The following is a 13844-nucleotide window of genomic DNA, read 5'->3' on the forward strand; positions in this document are numbered from 1 at the left end:
TGAAAGCCGCAACCCGCGACGGCCTATTGCGGATTGGTGACGCCCTGGCTGGCGATCCCCTGCAGTTCGCCTTTCAGCGAGCCTGTTTCGCCGGTACGGACTATATCATCGATGACGGGCTTGCCTCCCTCTTCGATCACCATGAAATGCAATTCGCTCGGTTTCCAGTCGCTGGCGCGCTCGCCAAAACAATGGCTATTGTCGAAAGTGACCTTCACGTCGCTCTTGCCGTCCGTTTTCGGACCAGCAATGACGGCGAGATCCTTGATCGAGCAGCTGTCCTGCCCGCTGACGATTACATCATAGTCGAAGGGCGAATCGCCTTCGTCATAGGCCGGGAATTTTGCCGCCTCACGGTAGGTCTTGGCAAAGTCCTGGCTATAGATACGGCCAAGCCGGGCCTCGGAGAAATAGTCTTCGCCGGATTGCGCCTCTTCCGCCCAGCCCTTGACCGCTTCTTGCATGATCTCGTTGACGGGAGCCGCCGGGTCGGCCGCCTGCGCCGTGGAAAAGGCCGTGCAGGCAAGAACAACAAGCATCAACCGTTTCATCGATCATCTCCGATTTCAAAGCGCGGCGGGTCGGCCGGTGCCAGATATTTCGCTTGGTCATATCCATTTTCGTGACGTCAGGCGAGGCCAGATTCATGCTGCGCGCCCTACCCCTCACCCACCTGCAATGTAGTATCCGGCTAATACCCGGCAAGGGAACGCCCGTGGCATCCTGACTATCGACGCAAACCCGATGGAGGATATAATGGGCGGCAAGAAAATTCTGATGATCTGCGGCGACTTTACCGAGGACTATGAGACGATGGTGCCATTCCAGGCGCTGCTCGCGGTCGGCCATACCGTTCACGCCATCTGCCCCGGCAAGGCTGCCGGCCAGCAGATTGCCACGGCCATCCATGATTTCGAGGGCGACCAGACCTATTCGGAAAAACGTGGTCACAACTTTACCCTGAACGCGACCTTCGCCGACACAAAAGTCGAGAGCTACGATGCGCTGGTTATCCCAGGCGGCCGAGCGCCGGAATATCTGCGGCTCGATGCCAACGTCATCGCCATGGTCCGTCACTTCTTTGACGCCGGCAAACCGGTGGCGGCAATCTGCCATGGCGCGCAATTGCTGTCGGCGGCCGGCGTGCTGAAGGGCCGGACATGCTCCGCCTACCCGGCCTGCCGTTTCGACGTCGAGCTTGCAGGCGGCCACTATGCCGAAATCCCGATGGATCAGGCCGTCACCGACGGCAATCTCGTCTCCGCCCCCGCTTGGCCCGCCCACCCCGCCTGGATTGGCCAGTTCCTGACGGTTCTCGGCACGGAAATCCGCCACAGCACGCCCTTAACGCGGTCCGCCGCCTGACAGCGGCCTTGCCAAACCGCATCGAAGGGTGAACACTTCAGGCTGGAGTTCTGGGAGGAACGGATGTGCAGACTATTCATCGGCGCCGACCCGGCGCTCTGGCAAAGTGTCACCCGCTCGGTGCGGATCGACGGTGTGGCGACAAGCATACGGCTTGAAAGCTTCTTCTGGTCCATTCTGGACGATATCGGCGACCGCGACGGCATGTCGGTCGGCCGCCTGATCGGCCGGCTCTATGTCGAATCGCTCGGCGAAGGCCATCCGCCGGAAAACTTTACATCCTTCCTGCGCGTCTGCTGCGGCCGCTATCTGGCGCTGCAAGTCGAAGGGCTCGTGCCAACAGACCGCCATACGCCGATCGCCTCGCTCGATGCGGAAAGCATCCTTGTTCGCGAGGACAGACGCTATGCAAAGCCCCGCGCTACGGATTTCCCGCGCGCCGTCCGGGGCCATTGAACGCAGGTTTGCAATCGGCGGGAAACGCACGCGGAATTGCGTGTGTATGCCTTTGCCTGTGGTGAACTGGATGCTATAGGGGCGCAAACCCGTTTCCATCCAACCCCATGCAGAGGTTTGCAACATGACAAAGATCAAGGTCGCCAATCCGGTCGTCGAGCTCGACGGCGATGAAATGACCCGCATCATCTGGCAGTTCATCAAGGAAAAGCTGATCCATCCCTATCTGGATATCGATCTGGAATATTACGACCTTGGCATGGAAAACCGCGATGCGACCAACGATCAGGTAACGATCGACAGCGCCAACGCCATCAAAAAGCACGGCGTCGGCGTCAAGTGCGCGACCATTACGCCTGACGAGCAGCGCGTCGAGGAATTCGGCCTGAAGAAGATGTGGAAGTCGCCGAACGGCACGATCCGCAACATTCTGGGCGGCGTCATCTTCCGCGAACCGATCATCTGCAAGAACGTCCCGCGGCTCGTTCCCGGCTGGACCAAGCCGATCATCGTCGGCCGTCACGCTTTTGGCGACCAGTACCGCGCCACCGATTTCAAGTTCCCCGGCAAGGGCAAGCTGACGATGAAGTTCGTCGGTGACGACGGCACGGAAATCGAACATGAAGTTTACGACGCACCGGCAGCCGGCGTTGCCATGGGCATGTACAACCTCGACGAATCGATCACCGATTTCGCCCGCGCGTCGCTGAACTACGGCCTGCAGCGCGGCGTTCCAGTCTACCTGTCGACCAAGAACACCATCCTCAAGGTCTATGACGGCCGCTTCAAGGATATCTTCCAGGCTGTCTTCGAAGCCGAATTCGCCGACAAGTTCAAGGAAGCCAAGATCTGGTACGAACACCGCCTGATCGACGACATGGTCGCTTCGGCGCTCAAGTGGTCCGGCGGTTATGTCTGGGCCTGCAAGAACTATGACGGCGACGTCCAGTCCGACATCGTGGCGCAAGGCTTTGGCTCGCTCGGCCTGATGACCTCGGTCCTGATGACGCCGGATGGCCAGACGGTCGAAGCCGAAGCCGCTCACGGCACGGTCACCCGTCACTACCGCCAGCACCAGAAAGGCGAGGAAACCTCGACCAACTCGATCGCCTCTATTTTCGCCTGGACGCGTGGTCTTGCTCACCGCGCCAAGCTCGACAACAACGCTGAGCTGGCAAAGTTCTCCGACACGCTGGAAAAAGTCTGCGTCGACACGGTCGAAAGCGGCTTCATGACCAAGGATTTGGCGCTGCTGATCGGCCCCGACCAGCCATGGCTATCCACCACCGGCTTCCTCGACAAGATCGACGAGAACCTGCGCAAGGCAATGGCTGCCTAAGCCACCGCATCGCAATCAACAGAGAAACCCGGCCATGGTGCCGGGTTTTTTATTGGAACTTTATGAGGCCCCGCCCGTTCGCGATGTGAGACCCTTGCATGCTGCACTGCATGCTTCACCTCCCAAAAAGATCGTGAACCTCCCTCAATGACTGTTTCCACTGACAAGACCCACCCGCATCTTCCCCGCATCGCACTGGTTTCAACGCATGGATATGTTGCTGCGGAACCACCGCTTGGCGCTGCCGATACGGGCGGCCAAGTCGTCTACGTCATCGAACTCGCCCGCAAGCTGGCGCTGCTCGGCCATCAGGTCGATATCTACACGCGCCGGTTCGAGGACCAGCCGGAATTCGACGAAGTCGATGACCGCGTCCGCGTCATCCGTATCCCCTGCGGCGGTAACGACTTCATTCCGAAGGAATATCTCCACCGGCACCTGATGGAGTGGTGCGAAAATGCGGTTCGCTTCATTCGCAAGAACAATTTTACCTATACGCTGATCAACAGCCACTATTGGGATGCAGGCATTGCCGGACAGCGCCTCTCCGAAGCCCTTGCCGTCACCCATATCCATACGCCGCATTCGCTCGGCCTTTGGAAAAAGCGTCAGATGGAGACGGATTATCCCGACAAGGCAGCCGAGTTCGACAAGGAGTTCAATTTTTCCGAACGCATCAAGCATGAACTGATCATCTACCGCTCCTGCAGCATGGTGATTGCCACGACGCCCATCCAGGTGGAAATGCTCGTCAACGACTACAATCTGCCGCGCGACCGGGTCCACATGATCCCGCCCGGCTATGATGACAACCGCTTCTTCCCGGTCTCCAAGGCAACGCGCGAAATGGCCCGACAGCGCTTCGGCTTTGAAGGCAAAGTGGTTATGGCGATGGGCCGTCTTGCCACCAACAAGGGCTATGACCTTCTGATCGACGGCTTTTCCGTTCTCGCCGAGCGCGAGCCGGAGGCGCGGCTGCATCTGGCCGTCGGCGGCGAGAACATGGACCCGCAGGAAGCGGGCATTCTTGCGGAACTGAAGGAACGCGTCGCCTCGCTGGGCCTGGACGACAAAGTCGTCTTTTCCGGCTTCGTTGCCGACGAAGATCTTCCCGATTTTTACCGCGCTGCCGATATCTTCGTGCTGTCGAGCCGTTACGAGCCTTTCGGTATGACGGCAATCGAGGCCATGGCAAGCGGCACCCCCACCATCATCACCATTCACGGCGGTTTGTTCCGCGCCGTCAGCTATGGCCGCCACGCGCTATTTGCCGATCCGTTCGACAAATACGACCTCGGAATCACCATGATGAAACCGCTGAAGCACGAACGGCTCTACGGGCGGCTGTCGCGTATGGGCGCCCACAAAGCCCGCAGCCTGTTCACTTGGACCGGGATTGCGCAGCAGTTGATCGGCGTTGTCGAGGGACGGCCGATGCCACAGGCGATCGATGATAACGAATGGGCAGAACCATGGACGGACGGAGATTGAGGCGCGTCCGGCTGTTCTGCAGCGATATTGACGGGACGCTGGCAGGAAACAGGGATGCAGAGGCGCGGTTTTGCCAGGCCTGGCAAAGTCTCGCCCCGGACGAGCGGCCGTTGCTGGTGCTCAATAGCGGCCGGCTGATCGATGACCAGAAGGCTTTTATCGCGACGACCGCACTGCCGAAGCCGGATGTCTATATCGGCGGGGTCGGCACGATGCTCGACCATGAAAAAGAGCCCTCTCACGCCATGCTCTATTCCCGCTCCATTGGTGCTGGTTTCGACCGCGAACGGATTGAGACCGTGTTGTCCGATCTGCCTGACATCACCATCCAACCGGACGTCTATCAGGACGCACAAAAATCCAGCTGGTATCTGCGCGACGCCGATGCGGCAATCTTGACCGGCATCGAGGAAAGACTGGCAAGTGCGGGCATTGCCGCCCGGCTTGTCTATTCCAGCAACCGTGACCTCGACCTCCTGCCGGATGGTGTCGACAAGGGCGCAGCCCTCACCTGGCTATGCCGCCAGCTCGGCCTCTCGCATGACGATGTCGTGGTGGCCGGCGATACCAACAATGACCGCAGCATGTTCGACCTGCCGGGCGTGCGCGGTATCATTGTCGGAAATGCACTGGCGGAATTAAAGGCCATTGCCGAAGACCGGCAGGATATCTATTGCGCTGAGGCTCATATTGCGGATGGTGTGCTGGAGGGATTAGCCCACTGGGGCGTCTTGGCCAAATAATCGACTAAAGTTTATTTAGCCAGCTTACAAAAATAGAGTACCCGGCATAGCTTTTGCCATGCCGGGTACTCCCCGCCGACTATTTCAACGGCAAATAAATATCCGTCAAAAGCTCCGTCGGCGCAGCATCGCGCGGATTGTTGATATATTCCTCGAACATCACGGTATCGCGGACCTCCCGGCCCGATTGCGGCAGCCATGTACCGTAGAGCCATTGATAAGCCTTGTGCATGTCGGCGTAAGGTCCCTTGTGCCGCAGCACCGCATATTCGCCGCCATCCAGATGCTGGCGCACCAGTGGCTCATCCGCCGGTACATGCTCACCTTCGGTCACGCAGGCAAATGCGCGCAGCTTGTCTTCCGCCACCAGATCGGGATCGTCGAGATAGAGGCCGATCATTGTCATGCCCTGCCGATAGAGCTTGCGCGCCTGCAGCGTACCGCCAAGCGTTTCGAAAGCCCGGCCTATGCCCATATAGGAACCGGTATGGCTGACCCCGACCAGCTCGCGCGGGGAAATCGTTTTCGTCGTTATAGGGTACATGTCGCCAAATCCTTTGCCGTTTGCCGATTGAAAGATCGTATGGCTACCCTCTCTCCGATATCGGGCCGGCGGCATGCCGAACACCGACTTGAAAATCCTGGTGAAGGATTGGAGATTGGGATAGCCGCTCCGTCTTGCGATTTCCTCGACAGAAAGGTTGGTTCCCACCAGATCACCCGCCGCCCGGTGTAACCTCAACCGCTTGACGGTCGCCGCCAGCGTTTCGCCGTGCACAGCCCGGTAAATCCGGTGCCAGTGATGCGGCGACAGGCAGGCGATGTCTGCGAGCCGATCAAGATCGAGCTCCTCATCCAGGTGATCGTGAATATAGGCTGATACGCGCCGCAGACGCTGCTCGTAAACCGCCCAGATGCTGTCTTCCTTCATGCCGATCCTCATACAAGCCGAACAACCAGACAGAACCACATCCGGATTTGACAAATCCTGCGGAGTTGATGGCGCCGATTTCAACACGGAAAAATGCGATTGGCCAAAGAAAAACCGGACCTTTCGGCCCGGTTTCTCAAACACCGCAATGAAACAGAAGCCGGATTATCCGGCCAGTGCCGCAGCGACCGCCTCGATTGCTTCCGCAGCCTTGCTACCGTCGGGGCCGCCAGCCTGCGCCATGTCGGCACGACCGCCGCCGCCCTTGCCGCCGAGCGCTGCAGAGGCGATACGAACCAGATCGACGGCGCTGAACCGCGATGTCAGATCGTCAGTCACCGCAACAACGGCGCTCGCCTTGCCGTCTTCGGAAACGCCGACGAAGGTGACGACGCCGGAGCCGAGGCTCGTCTTGCCATCATCGGCAAGGCTCTTCAGATCCTTCGGCTCGACGCCGGTAACCACCTTGCCGAGGAATTTCACGCCGCCGATATCCTGGACCTGATCAGCTGAACCACCGGCATCGCCGCCGCCGAGCGCCAGCTTCTTCTTGGCCTCGTTCAATTCGCGCTCCAGCTTGCGGCGCTCGTCCATCAAGGCTTCGACGCGGGTCAGAACGTCGGCCGGCTGAACCTTCAAGGTCGTGGCCAGCGTCTTGACCCGCTCGTCCTGCTCGTTGAGATAGGCAAGCGCCGACACCCCGGTCAGTGCCTCCAGCCGGCGAACGCCAGAACCGACGGCGCTTTCGCCGACGATGCGCACAAGGCCGATCTCGCCGGTTGCGCCGACATGGGTGCCGCCGCAGAGCTCGACAGAATAGGGCCGGTTGGCCTTGGCGCCATGGATGCCCTGCCCCATCGACACGACACGCACTTCATCGCCGTATTTTTCGCCGAACAGCGCCATTGCACCTTCGGCAATCGCGTCATCGACGCTCATCAGCCGCGTCGTCACCGGGCTGTTCTGCACGATGATCTCGTTGGCCATGTCCTCGACGATCTTCAGCTCTTCGGCCGTCATCGGCTTCGGATGCGAGACATCGAAACGCAGACGCTCAGGCGCGACCAGCGAGCCCTTCTGGGCAACATGGGTGCCGAGCACTTCGCGCAGGGCCTCGTGCAGCAGGTGCGTGGCCGAATGGTTGGCACGCAGGCGCGAACGGCGGGCATGATCGACGGTGAGCGCCGCCGCATCACCGACCTTGACCGTACCTTCACCGACAACACAGAAGTGCACAAACAGGCCCTCGCCGCGTTTCTGCACGTCCGTCACCGTCAGCTTGGCATGATCAGTCGCGATGACGCCGGTATCGCCCATCTGACCACCGGATTCTCCGTAAAACGGTGTCTGGTTGAGCACCAGCTGCACCGTCTCGCCCTTCGAGGCGGTTTCGATCGCCTTGCCATCACGCACGATCGCCTGAACCACACCTTCGGCCGTTTCAGTGTCGTAACCGAGGAATTCAGTAGCGCCGAGCTTTTCCTTCAGCTCGTACCAGATGGTTTCCGTCGCCTTGTCGCCGGAACCGGACCAGGAGGCGCGGGCCTCCGCCTTCTGGCGCTGCATGGCAGCGGTGAACGCTTCGGTATCGACGCCGATACCGCGCGCGCGAAGTGCATCCTGCGTCAAATCAAGCGGAAAACCGAACGTGTCGTAAAGCTTGAAGGCGGTGTCGCCGTTCAGCTGATCGCCCTCAGCAAGATCGCTCGTCGCGTCCGACAACAGACCAAGACCACGTTCCAGAGTCTTGCGGAACCGGGTTTCTTCCAGCTTCAACGTTTCCGAAATCAGTGATTCCGCCCGGACAAGCTCCGGATAGGCGCGGCCCATCTGGCCGATCAGGGCCGGCAACAGCCGCCACATCAACGGGTCACGGGCGCCCAGCAACTCCGCATGACGCATGGCGCGGCGCATGATCCGGCGCAAAACGTAGCCACGGCCTTCCTTCGACGGCAGCACACCATCGGCGATCAGGAACGCGGACGCGCGCAGATGGTCGGCGATAACGCGGTGGCTGGCGCGATTGTCGCCCTCCGCCTTAACGCCGGTGGCCTCTTCAGAGGCTGCAATCAGCGCGCGGAACAGGTCAATATCGTAATTGTCGTGCTTGCCCTGCAACAATGCTGCAACGCGCTCGAGGCCCATGCCTGTATCGATCGACGGACGCGGCAGGTCGACGCGCTCTTCCTTCGTCACCTGCTCGTACTGCATGAAGACGAGATTCCAGATTTCGATGAAGCGGTCGCCATCTTCGTCCTTGGAGCCCGGAGGGCCGCCCCAGATATGATCGCCGTGATCGTAGAAGATTTCTGAGCACGGGCCACAGGGGCCGGTATCGCCCATCGCCCAGAAATTGTCGCTGGTTGGGATGCGGATGATCCGGTCGTCGGTCAGGCCGGCAATCTTCTTCCACAGGCCAAAGGCCTCATCATCCGTGTGGTAGACGGTAACCAGCAGCCGCTTGGCATCAATGCCGAAATCCTTGGTGATCAGGTTCCAGGCAAGCTCGATCGCCCGCTCCTTGAAATAATCGCCGAAGGAGAAATTGCCGAGCATCTCAAAGAAAGTGTGGTGGCGTGCGGTATAACCGACATTGTCGAGGTCATTGTGCTTGCCGCCGGCGCGCACGCATTTCTGCGCCGTCGCTGCCGTCGAATACGGGCGCTGCTCAAGGCCGGTAAACACGTTCTTGAACTGCACCATGCCGGCATTGGTGAACATCAAGGTCGGGTCGTTGCGCGGAACCAGCGGGCTCGACGCGACGACCTCATGGCCGTTCTTCTTGTAATAGTCGAGGAACGTCGACCGGATTTCATTCACGCCGCTCATATTGCGCCCTTACCTCTTGCATCGGACCGTCCGCGACCTGCCTGGCCGAACCGCGAACCGGAAAACTTTTGAAAATCGCGGATCACCGGACATCCGCCGATCCTCTCCCGCCCCATTGGAACACAGGCTTTTATCGTCCGGGCCAATCCCTGTCCAGACGGCAAAAGAAAACCGGCCGCTCCCGAAAGAAGCGGCCGGCAAACATCAGGTCGAAAATCAGGTGATCTTATGCCAGAGCGGCATCGTCATCCTCGTCTCCGGCTTCCGGGCCGCCGTTTTCAAGGAACTTTTCGGCAATCAGGCCGGCGTTCTGGCGCAGCGACAGTTCGATTTCCTTGGCGGTATCGGGATTGTCGCGCAGGAACGACTTGGCATTCTCGCGGCCCTGGCCGAGGCGCTGGCTGTTATAGGAGAACCAGGCACCGGATTTTTCGACGATACCGGCCTTGACGCCGAGATCGACCAATTCGCCGGTCTTCGACACGCCTTCGCCATACATGATGTCGAATTCGACCTGCTTGAAGGGCGGCGCCATCTTGTTCTTGACGACCTTGACGCGCGTCTGGTTGCCGACGACTTCTTCACGCTCCTTGACGGCGCCGATGCGGCGGATATCGAGGCGTACGGAGGCATAGAATTTCAGAGCGTTACCGCCTGTTGTCGTTTCGGGCGAGCCGAACATGACGCCGATCTTCATGCGGATCTGGTTGATGAAGATAACCATGCAGTTCGACTTGGAGATCGACGCGGTCAGCTTGCGCAGAGCCTGGCTCATCAGGCGGGCCTGAAGACCTGGAAGGCTATCGCCCATTTCACCTTCGATTTCAGCACGCGGCACAAGCGCTGCGACCGAATCGATGACGAGAACGTCGATGGCGCCGGAACGGACCAGCGTGTCGGTGATTTCCAGGGCCTGCTCACCAGTATCCGGCTGCGAGATCAACAGGTTTTCGAGATCGACACCGAGCTTGCGGGCGTAGACCGGATCCAGCGCATGTTCGGCATCGACAAAGGCGCAGATGCCACCCTTCTTCTGGGCTTCGGCAATAGTCTGCAGCGCCAGCGTCGTCTTGCCCGAGCTTTCCGGTCCATAGATTTCGATGACGCGCCCCTTGGGCAGCCCGCCGATGCCGAGCGCAATATCCAGGCTCAGCGACCCCGTCGAAACGGTTTCTATTTCGACAATGCTATCTTTTCCACCGAGCTTCATGATCGATCCCTTGCCGAACGAACGTTCGATCTGGGAGAGTGCCGCTTCAAGTGCCTTGCTTTTATCCACCGATTTGTCCTCTACAAGCCGCAAAGAGTTTTGTGCCATGTGATCCACCTTTAGGTTATGGAAGCTGCTGAGGCAATGAAGTCGCCGATGAAAGCTATGTACACTTTTTGTTCTCATTCTGCAAGAGCTATCCATGAACTTGAATTAGCAACATAAATCGGTGCGTGTTCTTTTCTTGTTCTACGTATTTCATATCTTCCGGAAATGACTGAAACAAAACGCAAATCGGCACGATAGCGCAACGAATCGCCAGGGATCGGCACACAGGAAAACGCATGACAGGCAGACAAGTTTCCATCTTTGGCGGCGCGCATATCGACCGCAGGGCCCGCATCTTCGGCACCACTGTGCCTGGTTCCAGCAATCCCGGCAGCTGGTTTGAGGAGGCTGGCGGTGGCGGCTTCAACGCGGCCCGCAATCTGGCGCGGCTTGGGCTTGACGTTTGCATGATCAGCCCGCGTGGCGGCGATGCCTCCGGCGAGATGGTCGCCAGGGCAGCGGCTGAAGCCGGCGTTATCGATTGCCCCTTCATCTTCCTTGATCGCAAGACGCCAAGCTACACAGCCATTCTTGAAAACGACGGTAATCTGGTGATTGCGCTGGCCGACATGGAGCTTTACCGGCTGTTTTCTCCAAGGCGCTTGCAGCAAAAGGCCATGCGCGAGATCATCTCGGCGAGCGACCTGATCGTCACCGATGCCAACCTGCCCGAAGAGACGCTGACCGGTCTGGTTGCGCGTGCAAACGCCGAATCAAAGCCAATCGCCGCCATCGCCATTTCCCCGGCGAAAGTGACGCGGCTGGTGAAAAGCCTGCCCGGGCTCGATTTTCTGTTTCTGAACGAGGCGGAAGCGCGCGCACTGACCGCTCGCGATAGCGCGGAAGCGGCGGAATGGCCTGTTCTGCTTCAGGCGGCCGGCTTGTCAGGTGGCGTCATCACCCGTGGCGGCAAATCGGCGATTGCGTTTCAGAAGGGGCGAACCGTTACGGTCGCACCGCCACAATTGGACGCGCTTGCCGATGTCACGGGCGCTGGCGATTCGCTCGCAGCCGGGTTCCTGTCGGCATTTGTCGCAGGCGAACCGCTCGATATTTGCCTTCGCTCCGGCGTGGCCGCCGCCGGCATCACCGTCCGTTCGCCGCTCGCCGTATCGGAAAAAATGTCGCGGGCAATGCTGGAAGACGCAATTCGACTTGTGCCGCCAGCCGAATTCCTGTCATGAACGCGCCTTAAAAAGCCAAATAAGGATCCGCGATGACCAAGCCCTTCTCCCCCCTTCTGCCGATGGAATATTCCAGCGAAGTCGCGGCCGCCAAGGCCCGCGGCGCAGCGATCGTCGCGCTGGAATCGACCATCATCACCCATGGCATGCCCTTCCCCGGCAATCTCAACATGGCCCGCAGCGTCGAGGCGATCATCCGTGAGGAAGGTGCCGTCCCCGCAACCATCGCCGTCATCGACGGCATCCTGCATATCGGCCTGGAAGACGCCCAGCTGGAAAAGCTGGCGCAGACGGAAGGCGCGATGAAGCTGTCGCGCGCCGATCTCGCCTTTGCGATCGCCGAGCGCCGCACCGGCGCCACCACAGTTGCCGCAACGATGATTGCCGCTGCCCGCGCCGGCATCCGCGTCTTTGCCACAGGCGGCATCGGCGGCGTGCATCGCAAGGCGGAGGAGAGCTTTGACATCTCCGCCGACCTCGACGAACTGGCCCGCACCGGCGTCATCGTCGTCTCCGCCGGCGCAAAAGCCATTCTCGACATTCCAAAGACGCTGGAAGTTCTGGAAACGCGCGGCGTTCCGGTCATCACCTATGATAGCGAAATCTTCCCGGCCTTCTGGTCGCGCGATAGCGGCCTGAAGAGCCCATTGATGCTGAACAGCCCGGCAGCAATTGCCAATTTCCAGAAGATGCGCGACCTGCTCGGCATCGATGGCGGCATGCTGATTGCCAATCCGGTACCAGAAGCAAACGAAATCCCGCGCGACGAAATGGAAATCTACATCACCCGGGCGCTGGACAATGCAGCGCGCGACGAGATTTCCGGCAAGAAAGTCACGCCCTACCTGCTCGACAGCATTTTCGGCCTGACCGACGGCCGCAGCCTCGAGACAAATATCGCGCTGGTCGAAAACAATGCCCGGCTCGCGGCAGAGATTGCCGTCGCACTGGTCTGAGTTAACACAACATCGGAAAAATCGGGGGGCTGGTTTCCAGCCCCCGTTTCGTCAGCCCTGCCGCCCTGCCCGAGCAAGGCCATGCTCGATCAGCCTGTCGATGATTTCGGCATAGGCAATTCCGCTTGCGGCCAAAGCCTTGGCATACATGCTGATATCGGTAAAACCGGGGATCGTATTGACCTCGTTGACGACAGCACTCATGTCGGGTCGCACGAAAAAATCGATGCGGGCCATGCCGTCGCATCCGAGCGCGCGGAAGGCACCTTGCGCCATTGATCTCAACTTTTGCGCGATTTCATCCGGCAACTGAGCTGGAACGCTAATAATTGCGCCGTCCGGGTCGATATATTTGGCATCATAACTGTAGAAACCGTGGCTGCCGGCAGGAATGATTTCTCCTGGAAGCGAGGCGATCAACGTGCCGTCGGTCTGTTCGAGAATGCTGAATTCGACCTCGCGCCCTTGAATGAACTCTTCGACGAGGATTTTCTGATCGTGGCGGAAGCCTTCCGCAAGTGCAGCACGAAAGCCGTCTGCCGTTTGAGCCTTGCTGACACCAACAGACGACCCCTGCCGGGCGGGCTTGACGAAAACCGTCGGACCTAGCGCCGCGACAACGTCATCGAAAGAGGGTGCGTCGCCCTGATGGAACGTCAGTGAACGCGCCACCGGCAATCCCGCTTCGTTCAGCAGACGCTTGGCCACATCCTTGTCGATGGCGGTGGCCGACCCCAAAATCCCGCAACCGGCAAACGGTACCATCGCAACTTCGGCAAGTCCCTGTACCGAACCATCCTCGCCATGCGGCCCATGCAGAACCGGAAAGATGATATCGACCGGCGGCAGTTCACGGATACTTCCGTCGTCGGCAACACTAAAAAGGCGGCCACGGCCGCCGGGCAAAAGGCACACTTGTGTATTCACCGCTGGCAGAGGGTCGGACAAGGCTTTGTCGCGTAGCTGATGCAGAAGCCATTTCCCCTGACGGTCGATCAGAATGGGGACGACATCGTATTTTTCAGTATCAAGCGCCTTGAACACATTGCGCGCCGACAGAACAGAAACATCATGTTCGGCAGAACGGCCACCAAAGAGAACTACAACCCTTAGCTTTGAATTCATTCGAGCGCTCGCAAAATCAGGAGATGGAGCACTACGCCTGAGCTAAAGGGCGAAAACCCTTCAGACGAGGAGCGCAGCGCAGGACACCCGTAGATGCAACCGCGAAA

General features: G+C 59.4%; 12 protein-coding genes. 7 read left to right on the forward strand and 5 right to left on the reverse strand.

Features of this window, described 5'->3' with window-relative positions; all coding sequences use genetic code 11:
• Window positions 1-23: 23 nt before the first annotated feature.
• Window positions 24-551 carry a hypothetical protein gene (locus ACQY8Q_RS23700; RefSeq protein ID WP_428428874.1) on the reverse strand — a complete coding sequence of 176 codons (528 nt, stop codon included), beginning with the start codon at window positions 549-551 and terminating at the stop codon, window positions 24-26.
• Between the two features lie 205 nt (window positions 552-756).
• On the opposite strand from ACQY8Q_RS23700, the gene ACQY8Q_RS23705 reads away from it, so the two are divergent.
• The 5 genes from ACQY8Q_RS23705 to ACQY8Q_RS23725 all read left to right on the forward strand — a co-directional run bounded on the left by ACQY8Q_RS23705 (window position 757) and on the right by ACQY8Q_RS23725 (window position 5394).
• The gene (locus tag ACQY8Q_RS23705; RefSeq protein WP_428428876.1) at window positions 757-1365 is read left to right on the forward strand and encodes a DJ-1/PfpI family protein; all 609 of its coding nucleotides are present in this window, start codon (window positions 757-759) and stop codon (window positions 1363-1365) included.
• Between the two features lie 63 nt (window positions 1366-1428).
• Complete coding sequence (locus ACQY8Q_RS23710; protein WP_428428877.1) at window positions 1429-1821, forward strand: ribbon-helix-helix domain-containing protein; 393 nt, start codon at window positions 1429-1431, stop codon at window positions 1819-1821.
• Between the two features lie 124 nt (window positions 1822-1945).
• Entirely contained in the window at window positions 1946-3160 is a 1215-nt protein-coding gene (locus tag ACQY8Q_RS23715; protein ID WP_428428878.1) for an NADP-dependent isocitrate dehydrogenase, read from the forward strand.
• 147 nt (window positions 3161-3307) lie between these two features.
• Window positions 3308-4651, forward strand: a complete 1344-nt coding sequence (locus ACQY8Q_RS23720; protein WP_428428880.1) for a glycosyltransferase family 4 protein — start codon at window positions 3308-3310, stop codon at window positions 4649-4651.
• On the forward strand, window positions 4633-5394 hold the full coding sequence (locus ACQY8Q_RS23725) for an HAD-IIB family hydrolase (protein ID WP_428428881.1): 762 nt from the start codon (window positions 4633-4635) through the stop codon (window positions 5392-5394). The genes ACQY8Q_RS23720 and ACQY8Q_RS23725 overlap by 19 nt, the downstream gene beginning before the upstream one ends.
• Before the next feature lie 79 nt (window positions 5395-5473).
• Here the strand turns inward: ACQY8Q_RS23725 and ACQY8Q_RS23730 are convergent, their stop codons facing one another.
• From ACQY8Q_RS23730 to recA, 3 genes are all read right to left on the reverse strand, one after another.
• Window positions 5474-6325, reverse strand: coding sequence for an AraC family transcriptional regulator (locus ACQY8Q_RS23730; RefSeq protein WP_428428882.1), 852 nt, complete (start codon window positions 6323-6325; stop codon window positions 5474-5476).
• A 165-nt stretch (window positions 6326-6490) separates the two neighbouring features.
• A complete protein-coding gene (gene alaS, locus ACQY8Q_RS23735) occupies window positions 6491-9154 on the reverse strand; it encodes an alanine--tRNA ligase (protein WP_428428884.1) in 2664 nt (887 codons plus the stop codon).
• Between the two features lie 226 nt (window positions 9155-9380).
• The gene (recA, locus tag ACQY8Q_RS23740; protein WP_113244714.1) at window positions 9381-10472 is read right to left on the reverse strand and encodes a recombinase RecA; all 1092 of its coding nucleotides are present in this window, start codon (window positions 10470-10472) and stop codon (window positions 9381-9383) included.
• A 236-nt stretch (window positions 10473-10708) separates the two neighbouring features.
• Between recA and ACQY8Q_RS23745 the strand changes: the two genes are divergently transcribed.
• A complete protein-coding gene (locus ACQY8Q_RS23745; protein WP_428428886.1) occupies window positions 10709-11656 on the forward strand; it encodes a carbohydrate kinase family protein in 948 nt (315 codons plus the stop codon).
• Between the two features lie 32 nt (window positions 11657-11688).
• A complete protein-coding gene (locus tag ACQY8Q_RS23750; RefSeq protein WP_428428887.1) occupies window positions 11689-12612 on the forward strand; it encodes a pseudouridine-5'-phosphate glycosidase in 924 nt (307 codons plus the stop codon).
• Window positions 12613-12663: 51 nt separating this feature from the next.
• Here the strand turns inward: ACQY8Q_RS23750 and ACQY8Q_RS23755 are convergent, their stop codons facing one another.
• Window positions 12664-13737: a D-alanine--D-alanine ligase family protein gene (locus ACQY8Q_RS23755; RefSeq protein WP_428428889.1), complete on the reverse strand. Its 1074-nt coding sequence runs from the start codon at window positions 13735-13737 to the stop codon at window positions 12664-12666.
• Window positions 13738-13844 lie beyond the last annotated feature (107 nt).

The organism is Pararhizobium sp. (assembly GCF_965279435.1).
Classification (GTDB): domain Bacteria; phylum Pseudomonadota; class Alphaproteobacteria; order Rhizobiales; family Rhizobiaceae; genus Pararhizobium.

Bases quoted from the DNA above. Each gene is read 5' to 3' on its own strand.
- ACQY8Q_RS23720 (WP_428428880.1), top strand. From the start codon at position 3,308: ATGACTGTTTCCACTGACAAGACCCACCCGCATCTTCCCCGCATCGCA.
- recA (WP_113244714.1), bottom strand. From the start codon at position 10,472: ATGGCACAAAACTCTTTGCGGCTTGTAGAGGACAAATCGGTGGATAAA.
- ACQY8Q_RS23710 (WP_428428877.1), top strand. From the start codon at position 1,429: ATGTGCAGACTATTCATCGGCGCCGACCCGGCGCTCTGGCAAAGTGTC.
- ACQY8Q_RS23715 (WP_428428878.1), top strand. From the start codon at position 1,946: ATGACAAAGATCAAGGTCGCCAATCCGGTCGTCGAGCTCGACGGCGAT.
- ACQY8Q_RS23700 (WP_428428874.1), bottom strand. From the start codon at position 551: ATGAAACGGTTGATGCTTGTTGTTCTTGCCTGCACGGCCTTTTCCACG.
- ACQY8Q_RS23705 (WP_428428876.1), top strand. From the start codon at position 757: ATGGGCGGCAAGAAAATTCTGATGATCTGCGGCGACTTTACCGAGGAC.
- ACQY8Q_RS23730 (WP_428428882.1), bottom strand. From the start codon at position 6,325: ATGAAGGAAGACAGCATCTGGGCGGTTTACGAGCAGCGTCTGCGGCGC.
- alaS (WP_428428884.1), bottom strand. From the start codon at position 9,154: ATGAGCGGCGTGAATGAAATCCGGTCGACGTTCCTCGACTATTACAAG.
- ACQY8Q_RS23755 (WP_428428889.1), bottom strand. From the start codon at position 13,737: ATGAATTCAAAGCTAAGGGTTGTAGTTCTCTTTGGTGGCCGTTCTGCC.
- ACQY8Q_RS23745 (WP_428428886.1), top strand. From the start codon at position 10,709: ATGACAGGCAGACAAGTTTCCATCTTTGGCGGCGCGCATATCGACCGC.
- ACQY8Q_RS23725 (WP_428428881.1), top strand. From the start codon at position 4,633: ATGGACGGACGGAGATTGAGGCGCGTCCGGCTGTTCTGCAGCGATATT.
- ACQY8Q_RS23750 (WP_428428887.1), top strand. From the start codon at position 11,689: ATGACCAAGCCCTTCTCCCCCCTTCTGCCGATGGAATATTCCAGCGAA.